Source organism: Croceibacterium sp. TMG7-5b_MA50 (assembly GCF_039830145.1).
In the GTDB taxonomy this organism is placed as follows: Bacteria; Pseudomonadota; Alphaproteobacteria; order Sphingomonadales; family Sphingomonadaceae; genus Croceibacterium.
Map to the genome: position 1 here is coordinate 986141 of NZ_CP156082.1, position 14780 is coordinate 1000920.

Annotated in this window: 17 protein-coding genes; 5 read left to right on the top strand and 12 right to left on the bottom strand. The window is 66.5% G+C overall.

Annotation, left to right across the window (positions count from 1 at the left end; all coding sequences use genetic code 11):
• The first annotated feature begins 23 nt into the window (after nucleotides 1–23).
• Together parE and rpsD are read left to right on the top strand one after the other, a co-directional pair.
• Nucleotides 24–2015: a DNA topoisomerase IV subunit B gene (parE, locus tag V5740_RS04910; RefSeq protein ID WP_347303961.1), complete on the top strand. Its 1992-nt coding sequence runs from the start codon at nucleotides 24–26 to the stop codon at nucleotides 2013–2015.
• A gap of 195 nt (nucleotides 2016–2210) precedes the next feature.
• Complete coding sequence (gene rpsD / locus V5740_RS04915) at nucleotides 2211–2825, top strand: 30S ribosomal protein S4 (protein ID WP_347303962.1); 615 nt, start codon at nucleotides 2211–2213, stop codon at nucleotides 2823–2825.
• 88 nt (nucleotides 2826–2913) lie between these two features.
• Here the strand turns inward: rpsD and V5740_RS04920 are convergent, their stop codons facing one another.
• Nucleotides 2914–3225 carry a chorismate mutase gene (locus V5740_RS04920; RefSeq protein ID WP_347303963.1) on the bottom strand — a complete coding sequence of 104 codons (312 nt, stop codon included), beginning with the start codon at nucleotides 3223–3225 and terminating at the stop codon, nucleotides 2914–2916.
• 132 nt (nucleotides 3226–3357) lie between these two features.
• Here V5740_RS04920 and V5740_RS04925 point away from each other — a divergent pair, with 132 nt between their 5' ends.
• Complete coding sequence (locus V5740_RS04925; protein ID WP_347303964.1) at nucleotides 3358–3522, top strand: hypothetical protein; 165 nt, start codon at nucleotides 3358–3360, stop codon at nucleotides 3520–3522.
• On the opposite strand, the gene V5740_RS04930 is transcribed toward V5740_RS04925, so the two are convergent.
• The 6 genes from V5740_RS04930 to V5740_RS04955 all read right to left on the bottom strand — a co-directional run bounded on the left by V5740_RS04930 (nucleotide 3519) and on the right by V5740_RS04955 (nucleotide 9562).
• A complete protein-coding gene (locus V5740_RS04930; protein WP_347304446.1) occupies nucleotides 3519–4610 on the bottom strand; it encodes an alpha/beta fold hydrolase in 1092 nt (363 codons plus the stop codon). The two genes, V5740_RS04925 and V5740_RS04930, sit on opposite strands and share 4 nt — an antisense overlap.
• A gap of 74 nt (nucleotides 4611–4684) precedes the next feature.
• Entirely contained in the window at nucleotides 4685–5503 is an 819-nt protein-coding gene (locus V5740_RS04935) for a hypothetical protein (RefSeq protein WP_347303965.1), read from the bottom strand.
• A 251-nt stretch (nucleotides 5504–5754) separates the two neighbouring features.
• Nucleotides 5755–6876, bottom strand: coding sequence for a tRNA guanosine(34) transglycosylase Tgt (gene tgt, locus V5740_RS04940; protein ID WP_347303966.1), 1122 nt, complete (start codon nucleotides 6874–6876; stop codon nucleotides 5755–5757).
• Nucleotides 6877–6882: 6 nt separating this feature from the next.
• Nucleotides 6883–7827 carry a DUF481 domain-containing protein gene (locus V5740_RS04945; protein WP_347303967.1) on the bottom strand — a complete coding sequence of 315 codons (945 nt, stop codon included), beginning with the start codon at nucleotides 7825–7827 and terminating at the stop codon, nucleotides 6883–6885.
• Between the two features lie 17 nt (nucleotides 7828–7844).
• Nucleotides 7845–8606, bottom strand: a complete 762-nt coding sequence (locus V5740_RS04950; protein WP_347303968.1) for an ABC transporter permease — start codon at nucleotides 8604–8606, stop codon at nucleotides 7845–7847.
• Nucleotides 8603–9562: an ABC transporter ATP-binding protein gene (locus V5740_RS04955; protein ID WP_347303969.1), complete on the bottom strand. Its 960-nt coding sequence runs from the start codon at nucleotides 9560–9562 to the stop codon at nucleotides 8603–8605. The genes V5740_RS04950 and V5740_RS04955 overlap by 4 nt, the downstream gene beginning before the upstream one ends.
• Nucleotides 9563–9687: 125 nt before the next feature.
• Here V5740_RS04955 and V5740_RS04960 point away from each other — a divergent pair, with 125 nt between their 5' ends.
• Nucleotides 9688–10827 carry a glycosyltransferase family 2 protein gene (locus tag V5740_RS04960; RefSeq protein WP_347303970.1) on the top strand — a complete coding sequence of 380 codons (1140 nt, stop codon included), beginning with the start codon at nucleotides 9688–9690 and terminating at the stop codon, nucleotides 10825–10827.
• A gap of 37 nt (nucleotides 10828–10864) precedes the next feature.
• Nucleotides 10865–11242: a VOC family protein gene (locus tag V5740_RS04965; RefSeq protein WP_347303971.1), complete on the top strand. Its 378-nt coding sequence runs from the start codon at nucleotides 10865–10867 to the stop codon at nucleotides 11240–11242.
• 7 nt (nucleotides 11243–11249) lie between these two features.
• Here the strand turns inward: V5740_RS04965 and queA are convergent, their stop codons facing one another.
• From queA to V5740_RS04990, 5 genes are all read right to left on the bottom strand, one after another.
• A complete protein-coding gene (gene queA / locus V5740_RS04970; RefSeq protein WP_347303972.1) occupies nucleotides 11250–12278 on the bottom strand; it encodes a tRNA preQ1(34) S-adenosylmethionine ribosyltransferase-isomerase QueA in 1029 nt (342 codons plus the stop codon).
• 10 nt (nucleotides 12279–12288) lie between these two features.
• Nucleotides 12289–12978 (bottom strand): peptidylprolyl isomerase, encoded by a 690-nt coding sequence (locus tag V5740_RS04975; RefSeq protein WP_347304447.1) that lies wholly within the window; start codon nucleotides 12976–12978, stop codon nucleotides 12289–12291.
• 69 nt (nucleotides 12979–13047) lie between these two features.
• Complete coding sequence (gene coaD / locus V5740_RS04980; RefSeq protein ID WP_347303973.1) at nucleotides 13048–13557, bottom strand: pantetheine-phosphate adenylyltransferase; 510 nt, start codon at nucleotides 13555–13557, stop codon at nucleotides 13048–13050.
• A gap of 3 nt (nucleotides 13558–13560) precedes the next feature.
• Nucleotides 13561–14469: a polyprenyl synthetase family protein gene (locus tag V5740_RS04985; protein ID WP_347303974.1), complete on the bottom strand. Its 909-nt coding sequence runs from the start codon at nucleotides 14467–14469 to the stop codon at nucleotides 13561–13563.
• Between the two features lie 11 nt (nucleotides 14470–14480).
• Nucleotides 14481–14735, bottom strand: a complete 255-nt coding sequence (locus V5740_RS04990; RefSeq protein ID WP_347303975.1) for an exodeoxyribonuclease VII small subunit — start codon at nucleotides 14733–14735, stop codon at nucleotides 14481–14483.
• Nucleotides 14736–14780 lie beyond the last annotated feature (45 nt).

Here is a 14780-nt window from a genome sequence, read left to right on the forward strand (position 1 = left end):
GCTCCGCCGCTTCTAAGGAATACATGGCCGACGATCTGTTTGACGCATTGCCGCAGGGCGGCGGTGACTACGATTCCTCCGCGATCGAGGTGCTGGAAGGGTTGGAGCCGGTCCGCCGGCGCCCCGGCATGTATATCGGTGGCACCGATGATCGCGCCCTCCACCACCTCGCCGCCGAGGTGCTGGACAATGCGATGGACGAGGCGGTGGCAGGCCATGCCAACCGCATCGAGATGGAGCTGGAGAACGGGCCGGAAGGCAGCGCCGGCCGCCTGTCGGTCAGCGACAATGGCCGCGGCATCCCGGTGGACGAGCACCCGAAATTCCCCGGCAAGTCCACGCTGGAGGTGATCCTCACCACCTTGCACTCCGGCGGCAAGTTCTCCGGCAAGGCCTACGCCACCAGCGGCGGCCTGCACGGCGTGGGCGTCAGCGTCGTCAACGCCCTGTCCAGTCACACCCGGGTGGAGGTCGCCCGCAACCGGGAGCTGTTCGCGCAGGACTTCGCCGCCGGCCACCCGCAGGGTCCGCTCCAACGTGTCGGCGCCGCACCCAACCGGCGCGGCACCACCGTCAGCTTCGTGCCCGACACCGCGATCTTCGGCGACCGCAAGTTCAAGGCCGCCCGCTTGTTCAAGCTCGCCAGGTCCAAGGCCTATCTCTACGCTGGAGTGGAGATCCGCTGGAAGTGCGCGCCTGCCCTCGCTGGAGACGGAGTGCCGGAGGAGGCGGTGTTCCAGTTCCCCGGCGGTCTTGCCGACCACCTGGCCGAACAGGTGGGCACGCGCGAATGCGTCACGGCGGAATTCTTCGCCGGGCGGCAGGACTTCCCGGAGGACCAGGGCCGCGTGGAATGGGCGGTTGCCTGGCCACTGTGGTCCGACGGTTCGACCAGCTGGTACTGCAACACCGTGCCCACGCCCGATGGCGGAACGCACGAACAGGGGCTGCGCGCCGCCCTCACCCGCGGCATCCGCGCCTTTGGCGAGCTGACCGGCCAGAAGAAGGCCAAGGATATCATTCCCGAAGACGTGATGACCGGCGCGGAGATCATGCTCAGCGTCTTCATCCGTGACCCCCAGTTTCAGAGTCAGACCAAGGACCGCCTGACCAGCCCCGAGGCTGCGCGCCTGGTGGAAAACGCCGTTCGCGACCACTTCGACCACTTCCTCGCCAACAACATGGAACGCGGCCGCGCCTTGCTGGGCGCGGTGATGGAACGGATGGACGAACGCCTGCGTCGCAAGGCGGAGCGAGAGGTCAAGCGCAAGACCGCCACCAATGCCAAGAAGCTGCGCCTGCCCGGCAAGCTGACCGACTGTTCGGGCGACGGCAGCGGAGAGACCGAGCTGTTCATCGTCGAAGGCGACAGCGCTGGCGGCAGCGCCAAGCAGGCGCGGGACCGCAAGACGCAGGCGATCCTGCCGATCCGCGGCAAGATCCTGAACGTCGCCTCCGCCAGTGCGGACAAGATCAGGGCCAACAGCGAGATTGCCGACCTGACGCTGGCGCTCGGCTGCGGCACCCGCAAGGATTGCGACGCCAGCCAGCTCAGATACGACCGCATCGTCATCATGACCGACGCGGACGTCGACGGCGCGCACATCGCCACCCTGCTGATGACCTTCTTCTTCCAGGAGATGCCGGATCTCGTCCGCAACGGGCACCTCTACCTCGCGCAGCCTCCACTCTACCGCCTGACTGCCGGCAAGGAGAGCCGCTACGCCGCGGACGAGACGCACCGGGCGGAGCTGGAACGGACCGTATTCAAGAACAAGCGGGTCGAGGTCAGCCGCTTCAAGGGCCTTGGTGAAATGAACCCGCAGCAATTGCGCGAGACGACCATGGACCCGCGCACCCGCAGCCTGATCCGCATCACCCTGCCCGACCAGAACGAACAGCGACACGCCGTGAAGGAGCTGGTGGACCAGCTCATGGGCCGCAACCCCGAACACCGCTTCAACTTCATCCAGAACCGCGCGGGCGAACTGGACCGCGATCTGATCGACGCCTGACGCCGGCTTGCCTTTCGCGCGAACGCTGCTAAAGGCCCCGCTTCACTTCGGCCCCGCGCTGCACGCAGCGCGCCCGATTGGCCCCGCATCCCGGTGAAGCGGCGGCCGCGCATGGCGATGAGCATGGCCATGCGGTGCGATGCCGGGTTGAATGGCAGGCATCGGGCCTGTCCAGCAGATTGAGAAGGACGACACATGTCGAAGCGCAACAGCGCCAAGCACAAGCTTGACCGCCGCATGGGCGAGAACATCTGGGGCCGGCCGAACAGCCCGGTGAACAAGCGCTCCTACGGTCCGGGCCAGCACGGCCAGCGCCGCAAGGGCAAGATGAGCGATTTCGGCCTGCAGCTCCGCGCGAAGCAGAAGCTGAAGGGCTATTACGGCGACGTCACCGAAAAGCAGTTCCGCAAGACCTATGACGAGGCCGCGCGGCTGAAGGGTGACACCAGCCAGAACCTGATCGGCCTGCTGGAACAGCGCCTGGACATGATCGTGTACCGCGCCAAGTTCGCCCCCACGATCTTCGCCGCGCGCCAGATCGTGTCGCACGGCCACATCCGCGTGAACGGCGTGAAGTGCAACATCGCCAGCCGCCGCGTGCGCGTGGGCGACGTCATCAGCTTGGGCGCCAAGGCCAAGGAAATGGCCTTGGTGGCAGAGGCGCAGAGCCTGCCGGAACGCGACGTGCCCGATTACGTGGCGCAGGACGGCACGGACAAGGTGACCTTCGTCCGCGTGCCGAAGCTGGACGAGGTGCCCTACCCCGTCACGATGGAACCGAACTTGGTGGTCGAATTCTACTCGCGCTGATCGGCGGACATCACCGGAACGATGGGGCGGTCCTGCGGGGCCGCCCTTTTCGTATCAGCCCCACTCTCGCATCAGCCCAGCTTGCCTGTCAGGCGCGCGTCTCGTCCCACTCCGCCAGTTCGTAGGCGATGGACCCTTCCACCAGCGTCTCCCACATCGCGGCGACGATATGCGCCGGCAGGTCGTGCCGGCGCGCTTCCGCCACGGCGTTGGCGATCACCTCCGCCTTGCGACCTTCGTCCCGCACCGCCTCGCGCGCGGGCTTGATGCGGGCGGCGGCGCGCATGTAACCGAACCGGCGGGCGAGCAGCGAGACCAGATCCCGGTCCAGCGCGTCCACGCCGGCGCGCACCTCCGTCATGGTGGTGCAATCGTCGGGCGGGGTCATGTTGTCGGTCATGACGGGCGCTTTGCCGGGCGGGTCCGCGCTTGTCGAGGGCCGGGAAGATGTCCCTGAAAGGGACTGGCGATTACCCGCGATTGCGGGAACAGAGGCGGTACGGGATTGTTGAAGGCGCAAGGTCGCCACAGAATGATCCTCTACCGCTTCATCACCCGACATCGCACCGGAAAATGGTACGCTGACCTGCGGACCGCGCAGCTTCGCGCCAACGCGATCGGGGCCGGGTTCCTCGACCCCGCCGGCCACTTCGTCCCCTATCGCGGCACCGTGCTGGAGATGCGCCGGGCGGACTAGGTCCCCGGCGCCATTGCGGACAGGAAGCTGTCGATCCGTTGCAGCATGTCGGTGCGTTTGGCCGGCTGATCGATGAAGTGGTCAAGTCCGGCATATTCGACATAGTCGACCGGCTTACCCGCCTGCCGCAGCGCCCCCGCCATCGACCGGGAATGGCCGACATCGACATTCTCGTCCACCGTGCCGTGGAACAGCAGCACCGGTGCGCGGAAGCCGTCGGCATGCCGCGCGGGCGACCCGGCGGCGACATGCGGGCCGGTGCCGATGAAGTCGCGCACGATGCGGAAAGAGGTATAGGTGCGCGCATCTTCCTGCAGCCGCGCCAGATCGGTCACGGGTGCGATCGCCACGATCGCGCGGAACAGGTCCGGTTCCAGCGCGGGCGATTGCAGGGCGGCATACCCGCCATATGACCAGCCCACGATCGCAAGCCGGTCAGCCCGCGCGACACCCGTCTCCACCAACCAGCGTCCCGCGGCGTTCACATCGCCAACGGCCGTCTGCCACGACTGGAAGCCGTTCTGCTGGAACCATGCGCTGCCATATCCGGACGATCCGCGGAAGTTCGGCTGCAACACGGCATAGCCGCGATGCACCAGGTACTGCACCAGCCAGTCGAAGCCCCATTCGTCACGCGCGCTCGGCCCGCCATGGGGCAGTACGACGGCCGGCAGCCCGGTGCCATCACTGCCGGGTGGCAACGTTAGATACGCCGGGATCATCGTGCCGTCCGCCGCCGGATAGCTGACCGGCTTCATCGTGCCCATCGCCAGGCCCGCCAGTTCTTCCCGCATGGGCATCACCTCGGAAAGCTGGCGGGTCGCCTTGTTGAACAGGTAGACCTTGCCCGGATCGACATCGCTGCTGGCGATCAGCAGCAGACGGCTCTCATCCTCGCTCGCATCGACCACCTCGATCAGCGGCGTGCCCGGCAAGGCCGCGCGCAGCGCATCCATCAACCGTCGCAGTTCGGGATCGAACAATTCAAGCTGGCGCTTCTCCGTCGCGTAGCCGGCACCCACCACACGGCCACCATCGCCCAGGCGGATCAGCTGATCGACGTCGCTTCCAGGCTGCGCCAGAAGCATCTTGCCCGCGCCGGTCCCATCCAACGCGACCGAAAACAGTGCATCGTTCCCCTCATGCTCGCCGAAGCCGTAGGCTATGTCCGCCGCGCCATCCACCGCGATCGGCACGAAGTCGGCCGGCGCCCCGGCACCCAGTTCAAGCGGGCGCCAGCGATCCTCTCCCTTGAGACGGAACTGGTAGCGGCGGATGCCTTCCCGCACAAGCCGGTTCCGGTCATCTCCCGGTCCCTGACCAGCCTCACGGCGCCGTTCTCGTCGGCCAGGTACCACTGGGCCGTACCGCGCGACGGCTCCGTACGGCGGCGGCGCATGTTCGACAGCTGGATCGTCTCCGCCCCCAGACCTTCCCCCGGCCCGCGGATATTGCTGCCGGTGGTGCTTTCTTCCAGATTGTAACGGGTAAGCAGCACGGTGTCGGGGCTTTCACCGGCGACCTTCCATGACAGCACCTCCCCACCATCCTGGTGCAGGCCGATCGCGCGCGAGGATTGGCGCGCGGTCAGGCTTTGCATGCTCCCGCTTTCGACATCGACGGACACCAGCCGGGTGAAGCCGATCAGCAACCCGGCATCGGCGCTCGTACCACGCAGGGTGCAGATCAGGTGCCGTTCGCCTGCCCAGTCGCACTGGCGCAGATCGGTAAGCGGCCGATCGTTGCGCATCGCGGCGGACCAGCCGGGCTCCGCCGCAGAAAGGTCGCTGACCAGCACCACTTCGCCATCTTCGCCTTCCGGCGCCACCAGCACGATACGGTTGCCGGATGGCGACAGCTTGGCATCGATCACGCCGGCACGCGCGCCGAAGCGTTGCTCCAGCGATGGCGCGGCATCTTGCGCCATCGCCGGCTGCACCACCGCGGTTGCCGCCAACAGCGCGGCCATGATCCTGTTCATGTGTATGAATTCCCGTCCCTGAGAGCTCAATCTATCCGCCGTCACGGACAGTGCAAGCCCGTCAGGCGCGCAGGTCCGGTAGCGATCACAGTGCGCCGGCGCTGTCCTACATCGCGCACGTCTGCCATGCGCAGGTCATGGCCCATCCACTGCTCACCGCCGGCTCCGCTGCTCGCCTGACCGGCACCAGCCCGATGCCTCACCTTCTGCGTTTAAGGTGTCAACTTAGTGTCAACTTCCAGCGCCGCGGATCACCCGCGCAGGTAATTTCGGCGGAACTCCGCCGCGAACTCCGCGAAGCGGCCGGCGGCGATCGCCTCCCGCATCGCGGCCATCAATTGCTGGTAGAAGGCCAGGTTATGCTCGGTCAGCAGCATGGCCCCCAGGATTTCGCCCGACCGGTGCAGGTGATGCAGATAGGCGCGGCTGAAGCGTGATGCATCGGATACGACCCGCTCGTCCACCGGCCGCTCATCCTCCGCATGGATCGCATTGCGCAGGTTGATCGGCCCGTTCCAGGTGAAGGCCTGCCCATTTCGCCCCGATCGCGTCGGCAGCACGCAGTCGAACATGTCGACCCCGCGCTCTACCGCGCCCACTAGATCGTCGGGCTTACCGACGCCCATCAGGTAACGGGGTCGATCCGCCGGCAATTGCTCCGGTGCGAAGTCCAGCGTGGCGAACATCGCCTCCTGCCCCTCGCCCACGGCCAGCCCGCCGATGGCATAGCCATCGAACCCGATCTCCCGCAGCGCCGCTGCCGACCTGGCCCGGAGCCTCTCGTCCAGCGCACCCTGCTGGATGCCGAACAAAGCCGCCCCCGCCGCATGCTCACCCCCGGCATCGAAGGCATCCCGGCTGCGCCTGGCCCAGCGCATCGACAGTTCCATGCTCGCCTCGATCTCCGCCAGCGGGCGATCGGCGCGGGGACATTCGTCGAAGCACATCACGATATCGCTGCCGAGCAGGCGCTGAATCTCCATCGACCGTTCCGGGCTGATGAGATGCTTCGACCCGTCGAGATGGCTGCGGAAGGTGACGCCTTCCTCCGTCAGCTTGCGCAGGGCGGCAAGGCTCATCACCTGGTACCCGCCGCTGTCTGTCAGGATCGGGCGGTCCCATCGCATGAACCGGTGCAGCCCGCCCAGTCGGGCGACCCGCTCCGCGCCGGGGCGCAGCATCAGGTGGTATGTATTGCCCAGGATGATGTCCGCGCCCGTCGCGCGGACGCTGTCCGGCTTCATCGCCTTCACCGTGGCGGCGGTGCCGACAGGCATGAAAGCCGGAGTGCGGATCTCCCCCCGGCGCATGGTGATCGTGCCGGTGCGGGCACGCCCGTCCGTGGCATGGACGGCAAAATCGAAGCGGGTCATGGCGCGCTAGAAACCGTAGACGAGAGTGAACCGGGTCTGCGTGTCGGTCGTGACCGCATTCCCTGGCGGATTGCTGTTGTAATCCACCGTATAGCTCAGCCGCGTGGTGAAGCCGTCGCGAATGGTCGCCTCAAGCCCGGTGACCAAGAGCAGGCTGGTGTTGTTGCCATCGGCAATCAACTGCGCCCGCCCGCCGGTTTCCGTGACGTAGTCGGTGTCCTGCGTCAGCCGCAGACCCTCCATGATGCGCCAGCTGAAATCGAGACCTGCCAGCGCACCCAGGTTGGTGTCCGTCGTGCCGTCGATGGACTCGGTGCGCCGGTAAGCCGGGCCTGCCTGCACCGACAGGCTCGGCTGTCCCTGCAGCACCTGGTAACCAAGCCCGCCCGACACGGAATAGCGCCCGTCGAAGCCGGAGAAGCGATCCTTCTCGAACTGGGCGAGGCCATAGGCGAACAGGCGCGGGCTGATGACGTAACGCGGCTCGTACGCGGCCAGGTACTGCTCGCGCGAGGTGCGGCCGCGGCTACGCTGGTAATCCACCGATCCCCGCAGCAGGTGCGTCCAGTCGATCCCCGTGCGACGCAGCTCCAGCGAGGCGCTCACACCCACGTCGCTGCTGTTGCCGGTGGACTGGAAGGCGCCGATCTGGCCGCGGCCACCCCAGTTGGCCAGCAGACCGGCATCACGCAGCGCCTCCTGCCGGACCTCCGTGCGAGCCTCGGCTAACTGGCGTTGTCGCTGGCGGAAGCCGGCCTGCAGCGCGTCGATCTCATCGACATCATCAGGGTTGGTCTGCTTGGCGATGTCGGCGACGACCTTCACCTTGTCGGCATCATTGGTCGCCATCGCCGCATCGATCATGGCGCGCACGGGCGCGGCCAGTTGCGCATGGGCGGGCACGGCAGGAAACAGGACAAGCGAGAGCAAGAGGATGACGCGCTGCAGCATGGTGGCTTGCTAGCGCGTCAATCGCGTAGCCGCCAGCCGGTGCGGAAGATCACCGCGATGATCGCGACACACAGTGCCAGGAACGCGAGCGTTGCCGTCAGCGACAGCCCGATCGGGAAGTCCGAAGTCCCGGTGAAGGTCCAACGCAGGCCGTTCACCAGATATACGATCGGGTTCAGCATCGCGACCGTCCGCCATGGGTCCCCAAGCATGTCGATCGAGTAGAAGGTCCCACCCAGGAAAGTGAGCGGGGTCAGCACCAGCAGCGGCACGACCTGCAGCTTCTCGAACCCGTCGGCCCAGATGCCGAGGATGAACCCGAACAGGGAGAAAGCGGCCGAAACCAGCAGGATGAACCCGAAAGCATAGAGTGGATGGACAATCGTGTAGTCCACGAACAGCGTCGCCGTTGCCAGGATGATCGCGGCGAGGATCAGCGACTTGGCCGCCGCTGCACCCACGAAGCCGATCAGTGTCTCCGCCACGCCGACAGGTGCCGACAGCAGTTCGTAGATCGCGCCCGTGAAGCGGGGCATGTAGATCCCGAAGCTGGCATTGCTGGTGCTTTCGGACAGCAGCGTCAGCATGAGCAGCCCGGGCACGATGAAGGCGCCATACGACACCCCGTGGATCGACTGGATCGCGCCCCCGATGGCAGAGCCGAACACAATGAAATAAAGCGACGTCGTCAACACGGGCGACAGAATGGAGCCGAAGGCGGTACGGAACGCACGCATCAGCTCGTTCCTGAAGATGGCGTAAGCGCCGCGCAGGTTCATGCCTCGATCTCGCTGTGATGCGCCTCGTTGCGTTCCACGAGGTTCACGAAAATATCCTCCAGACTGGACTGGCGGGTCTCTATGCCAGCCAGCGCGATGTCCCGCCGTCCCAGCGCCTGAGCCAACTCCGCCACCTGCCGGCGGCCCTGCCCTTGCCCGTCCCCGCCGCGATACACCAGCACCCGGCCGTCCTCTTCCAGCGATAGCGGCAAGTCGGCGAACTCGGCCGGTACGGCTGCCATCGGGTCCGCCAGCGTAAGCCGCGCCTCCATCCGGCCCAACTGCGCCATCATCGCCGCCTTCTCGTCCACCAGCAGGATGCGCCCCTGGTCGATCACGCCGACCCGGTCGGCCATCTCCTCGGCCTCCTCGATATAGTGGGTCGTCAGGATGATGGTGGTCCCCTTCGCCCGCAGCGCATCGATCTGGCGCCACATGTCGCGGCGCAGCTCGACGTCGACGCCGGCGGTCGGCTCGTCCAGGAACAGCAGGTCGGGATCATGGGCCAGCGCCTTGGCGATCAGCACGCGCCGCTTCATCCCGCCCGACAATTCGCGGATCTTGGCGTCGCGCTTCTCCCAGAGACTCAGGGAGCGCAGGACCTCTTCGATCCGCGCCTCGCTCGGCGGCAGGCCAAACATACCGCGGGAATAGCGCACCGACCGGATCACCGTGTCGAAGATGTCGAAGCTGAGTTCCTGCGGCACCAGCCCGATGCGGCGGCGCAGGCGGCGCCAGTGACGTTGCAGATCCTCACCAAACGCAAACATCTCGCCGCTCGTGGGCCGCACTAGCCCGCATACCGCGCCGATCAACGTCGTCTTGCCCGCGCCGTTAGGCCCCAGAAGTGCGAAAATCTCGCCCGGCTGGATTGTCAGGTTCACGCCTGCCAGCGCGGTGGTCCCGCGCTTGTAGGTCTTGGTCAGATTGCGGATGTCTAGAATCGGTGTGGCCACGCGCCGGAGATTGGCCGACATCATCACTATTGCAACCGCGAAAGCGCCGGTCTGGCCCATCCCGACCTTGCCCTGCCCGGCGGAAGGATTATGGGCGCGAGACCCAGCGGGAAGCACCAGTTTTTATGCACGCCGACACTGCCCGATTGCCTCCCACCGCCCCGCCATTGCGGCAAGGTGCAGCCCTGGCCGTGGTGATCCCGACCTTCAACGAACGGGACAATGTCGCCCGTATGGTCGAAGTGCTCGACGCTGCTCTCGCCGGCATCCCGTTCGAGATGGTGTTCGTGGACGATGACAGCCGGGATGGCACCCGCGACAAGCTGGCGGAGATCGCGGCGGCCGATCCGCGCGTGCGCATGGTGCACCGCATTGGGCGGCGGGGCCTGTCCACGGCCGTGGTCGAGGGTATCCTGTCGACCACCACGCCGTACGTGGCTGTGATCGACGCGGACCTGCAGCATGACGAGCGCGTGCTGCCGCAAATGCTGGAGATCCTGCAGGCGGGCGAGGCGGACGTTGTTGTCGGCTCCCGCTACACCGCAGGGGGCAGCACCGGCGATTGGGAGCAATCGCGCGTCCGCGTCAGCGCGGTCGCGACGAAGCTTGCCCGGATGGTCGCGCGCGTGCCGCTAACTGACCCGATGAGCGGTTTCTTCGCGCTGACCAGGGCGGCGTTCGACAGCGCGGTGCGCGACCTTTCAGGCCAGGGGTACAAGGTGCTGCTGGATATTTGCGCCAGCAGCGCGGCGCCGTTGCGCATGGCGGAGGTGCCGTACCAGTTCCGCCGGCGGGAAGCGGGCGACAGCAAGCTCGATGCGATGATCGTGTGGGAATACCTGCTGCTGCTGGTCGACAAGCTGATCGGCCATGTGGTGCCCGCCCGCTTCGTCTCCTTTATGGCGATCGGCGGGATCGGGGTGTTCGTCCACATGGCGGTGCTGTCATTGCTGATGGCGACCGGCGGCCTGCCGTTCATGTGGGCGCAGGCCAGCGCCACCGGCGTCGCGATGGTGTTCAACTTCTTCGTCAACAACCTGCTGACCTACCGCGATCGCCGGCTGAAGGGCTTTGTCGCCGTGACGCGCGGATTGTTGAGCTTCGTGACGGTATGCTCGGTCGGAGCGATCGCCAATGTCGGCATCGCGGAGGTGCTGTTCGCCGGGTATCGTTACGCCTGGTGGTTGGCCGGGTTGGCGGGCATCGTGGTTGGCGCGTTCTGGAATTATGCCGCCACGGCGCTGTTCACCTGGAAGGCAAAGTAGCGGCGGAACCGGCGTTTGACTGGGCGGTTCGCCATTCATGCTGCACCACGTCTCTGTCGGCACCAGCGATCTTGCCCGTGCGCGGGCGTTCTATGACCCCGTGATGCACGAGCTCGGGTTGCGGCGGACGCTCGATGTGGCGGAAGCGGTAGGCTATGGTGCAGGGATCACGGCCTTCAGCCTGAACCTGCCGGTGGACGGCCAGGCGCCTTCGCCAGGTAACGGCGTGCATATCGCGTTCGAGGTGGAGAAGCGGGCGGCAGTGGATGCGTTCTGGCGCGTGGCGTTGCTGCATGGCGCAGAGCCGGACGGCGAGCCGGGGCTACGACCCGAGTACGACGGCCATTACTACGCCGCCTTCGTGCGCGACCTCGACGGCAACAAGATCGAAGCGCTGACCTTCGCCGCGGAGTGACTCGATTCTACGGCAGCAGCAGCGAGGCATCACCGTAGGAATAGAACCGGTACCCCTCCGCAACCGCATGCGCATAGGTCTGCTGCATGCGCTCCAAGCCCATCAGCGCGCTGACCAGCATGAACAAGGTGGAACGCGGCAGGTGGAAGTTGGTCATCAGGCCATCGACCGCCCGGAACGTATAGCCCGGCGTGATGAAGATCGACGTGTCTCCGGCGAAGGGCTGGATCGTGCCGTCGGACCCGCACGCGCTCTCCAGCAGGCGAAGAACGGTAGTGCCGACCGCGATCAGCCTTCCCCCGGCTGCGCGGACGGTGTTCAACCGATCCGCCGTGGCGGCATCAATCCGGCCCCATTCGGCGTGCATGGTGTGGTCGGCGGTGTCGTCCGCCTTGACCGGCAGGAAGGTGCCGGCGCCAACATGCAAGGTCAGGGTCTCCCGGCTCACGCCTGCCTCGTCCAGCGCGGCCAGCAGTTCGGGGGTAAAGTGCAATGCCGCGGTCGGCGCGGCGACGGCGCCGTCTTCCCGTGCGAACATCGTCTGGTAATCGGTTCGATCAGCCTCGTCAGTGGCGCGCTTGCCGGCGATGTAGGGCGGCAGCGGCATGCGGCCGGCACGTTCCAGCAACACTTCCACCGGCTCCTCACCCGCAAAGTGCAGCGTCCAGCTACCATCGGGATGGCGCTGCTCCGCGCTGGCGGAGACGTCTGCCGGGAACGCGACCACGTCACCTTCGCGCAGCCGCTTGCCATTGCGGATGAAAGCTTGCCAGCGGCGCAGGTCCAGTCGCTTGTGCAACGTGGCCCCGATGCGCGCGTCGCCTCGCGTCCCTTCCAGCTGCGCGGGAATGACGCGGGTATCGTTGAAGACCAGCACGTCGCTCTTGCGCAGGGTACTTGGCAGGTCCCGCACGCTCCGGTCTTGGAAAGGCTTGTCGCCCTCCACCACCAGCATCCGCGCAGCATCACGCGGGCGGGCCGGTCGCAGCGCGATCAGTTCTGGCGGAAGCGCGAAGTCGAACAGGTCGACACGCATGACATGCGACCTAGTTGCTGGCGGAGTTGCTAAGCTCGGCCGCTGTCAGATTGGCACCGGCGGCAGGCGCGGCGGGCGGCATCTTCTGCGGCTTGTTGTCGGCGGCAATGGACGCCTGCACTATATAGGTCGGGTCCTGCGGCGGCTCGCCCCGCTTGATCGCATCCACCGCATCCATTCCGCCGATCACACGGCCGAAATTCGTATAATTCCGGTCGAGCGAGAAGCGCGGATAGAACACGATGAAGAACTGACTGTTGGCGCTGTCCTCCGATTGGGCGCGAGCCATCGATACCGTGCCGCGGACGTGCGGGAACTGGTTGAACTCTTCCTTCAAGTCGGGGAGCTCCGACCCGCCGGTCCCGGTGCCGGTCGGGTCACCCGTCTGCGCCATGAACCCTTCGATCACCCGGTGAAAGATGATCCCGTCATAGAAGCCCTGCCGGGCCAGCGTCTTGACCCGCTCCACATGCTCGGGCGCCCATTGCGGCATCAGGCGGATGGCGACCCGGCGGCCGTTCGACAGGTCGAGGTAGAGGATGTTCTCCAGATCCTGCGTCGCATCGAAGTTGACGACCAGCGGCATGGCCGCAGATGCCGCCTCCGCAATTGCAGGCTCGGCAGTGGCGTCCTGCGCGGCGGCTGGCGGCGCAAAGAGGATCGGCAGGGAGAGCGCGAGGGCAAGGAAGCGGTGCGTCATCGGTACCATACGAAGATCGGGTGGGAAGCGCCGGGCCTTAGGCGCAGGCGGCTGTCGGCGCAATGAATGTCACGCCCTGCCCCGCTGGCCGATCTGCGCGACGCGGCCGACGACGGCGTCCCGGACCGGCTCGCTGACGAAGCGGGAGATGTCGCCGCCGAACAGGGCGATCTCCTTCACCAGCTTGGATGCGATCGGCTGGAGGGAGACATCCGCCATCAGGAAGACGGTTTCGATACGGCTGTTCAGCTGCTGGTTCATGCCGGCCATCTGGTACTCGTATTCGAAATCCGCGACGGCCCGCAGGCCGCGCACGATCAGGCTGGCCCCGCACTCCTCCGCGAAGTGCATCAGCAAGGCGTCGAACCCACGCACCTCCACATTCTCGATGCCGAGCCGCGCGACCTCGTCCAGCACCATGGCCATGCGCTCGTCCGGTGTGAACATCGGGTTCTTGGACGGATTGGTGGTCACGCCGACCACCAGCCGATCCACCAGCTTCGCCCCGCGCCGGATAATGTCGGAATGACCCAGCGTCAGCGGGTCGAAGGTTCCGGGATAGAGGCCGATGCGCCCCATGAGCTAGCGGTCCCGCTCCACCACGTAGCGGGCGAGCGCACGCAACAGGTCCGCCTCCGGCCCGTGCTGGGCCAGATGGCCGATCGCCTGCTCACTGAGAGCACGAGCCTGGGTGCGGGCAGCCTCCGCCCCCATCAGCGAGACGAAGGTGGCCTTGCCCGCATCGGCATCCTTGCGCAGGGCCTTGCCTGCCAACGCCTCGTCCCCTTCGTGGTCGAGCAGGTCGTCGGCGATCTGGAACGCGAGGCCGATGTCGCGGGCATAGGCCCGCAGCAATCCCCTGCCCTCCTCCGGCACATGACCGAGGATGGCGCCCATCTCCACCGCCGCGCCCAGCAGGGCGCCGGTCTTCAGCTCCTGCAGCCGGATCACGGTATGGAGGTCGAACTCCGCCTCCTCCGCCGCGATGTCCATCATCTGCCCGCCGGCCATGCCGTCATGCCCGCTGGCTGTGGCCAGGCAGCGGACGAGATCGACCCGCACGAACGGATCGCCGCTGGTGGCGGGATCGGCCAGGATCTCGAACGCCAGTGCGTGCAGCGAATCACCCGCGAGCACGGCCACAGCCTCGCCAAAGGCCACATGGGTGCTTGGCTTGCCATGGCGCATGGCGTCGTCGTCCATGCACGGCAGATCGTCATGCACCAGAGAATACGCATGGATCGCCTCGATTGCGCAGGCGGCGCGGACCGCGGCCGCGCGATCCACGTTGTGCATCTCGGCCACGGTCACCAGCAACAGCGGACGCACCCGCTTGCCACCGCCGATCACCGCATGACGCATCGCCTGCACCAGCCGCGCACGCGGATCGTCGGGCACGGGCAGGAAGCTGTCGAACGCTTCATCGACCTCCGCCTGGATGCGGGCGAGGCCGCGCGGCAGGACATCGGTATCGAGCAGGGGCAAGCCCATCGCGGCCAGGCTCACTCGCCGGGGAACGGCTGGGTGCCGGCGACACGGCCGTCCGGACCCGCGACGATGCTTTCAATCCGGGCCTGCGCCTGGTCCAGCCGGGCCTGGCAATGCAGCCGCAGCTTTTCACCCTGCTCGTACAGAGAGATCGACTCTTCCAGCGGCACGTCCCCTCCCTCCAGCCGACGCACCACGTCTTCCAGCGCGCGCAGCGCGTCCTCGAAGCTCAGTTCGGCCAGCGGCGGGGTATCAGTAGCGGCATCCATCACAACGCAGCTTTGACGGAGCACCTATGGGCGGTCAACCTCTAG

Coding starts and splice junctions, on each gene's coding strand:
- V5740_RS04920 (WP_347303963.1), bottom strand. CDS start 3,225: ATGACCGACAACATGACCCCGCCCGACGATTGCACCACCATGACGGAG.
- coaD (WP_347303973.1), bottom strand. CDS start 13,557: ATGGGGCGCATCGGCCTCTATCCCGGAACCTTCGACCCGCTGACGCTG.
- parE (WP_347303961.1), top strand. CDS start 24: ATGGCCGACGATCTGTTTGACGCATTGCCGCAGGGCGGCGGTGACTAC.
- V5740_RS04965 (WP_347303971.1), top strand. CDS start 10,865: ATGCTGCACCACGTCTCTGTCGGCACCAGCGATCTTGCCCGTGCGCGG.
- queA (WP_347303972.1), bottom strand. CDS start 12,278: ATGCGTGTCGACCTGTTCGACTTCGCGCTTCCGCCAGAACTGATCGCG.
- V5740_RS04975 (WP_347304447.1), bottom strand. CDS start 12,978: ATGACGCACCGCTTCCTTGCCCTCGCGCTCTCCCTGCCGATCCTCTTT.
- V5740_RS04990 (WP_347303975.1), bottom strand. CDS start 14,735: ATGGATGCCGCTACTGATACCCCGCCGCTGGCCGAACTGAGCTTCGAG.
- V5740_RS04935 (WP_347303965.1), bottom strand. CDS start 5,503: ATGAACAGGATCATGGCCGCGCTGTTGGCGGCAACCGCGGTGGTGCAG.
- tgt (WP_347303966.1), bottom strand. CDS start 6,876: ATGACCCGCTTCGATTTTGCCGTCCATGCCACGGACGGGCGTGCCCGC.
- V5740_RS04985 (WP_347303974.1), bottom strand. CDS start 14,469: ATGGGCTTGCCCCTGCTCGATACCGATGTCCTGCCGCGCGGCCTCGCC.
- rpsD (WP_347303962.1), top strand. CDS start 2,211: ATGTCGAAGCGCAACAGCGCCAAGCACAAGCTTGACCGCCGCATGGGC.
- V5740_RS04930 (WP_347304446.1), bottom strand. CDS start 4,610: ATGCTTCTGGCGCAGCCTGGAAGCGACGTCGATCAGCTGATCCGCCTG.
- V5740_RS04925 (WP_347303964.1), top strand. CDS start 3,358: ATGATCCTCTACCGCTTCATCACCCGACATCGCACCGGAAAATGGTAC.
- V5740_RS04945 (WP_347303967.1), bottom strand. CDS start 7,827: ATGCTGCAGCGCGTCATCCTCTTGCTCTCGCTTGTCCTGTTTCCTGCC.
- V5740_RS04960 (WP_347303970.1), top strand. CDS start 9,688: ATGCACGCCGACACTGCCCGATTGCCTCCCACCGCCCCGCCATTGCGG.
- V5740_RS04950 (WP_347303968.1), bottom strand. CDS start 8,606: ATGAACCTGCGCGGCGCTTACGCCATCTTCAGGAACGAGCTGATGCGT.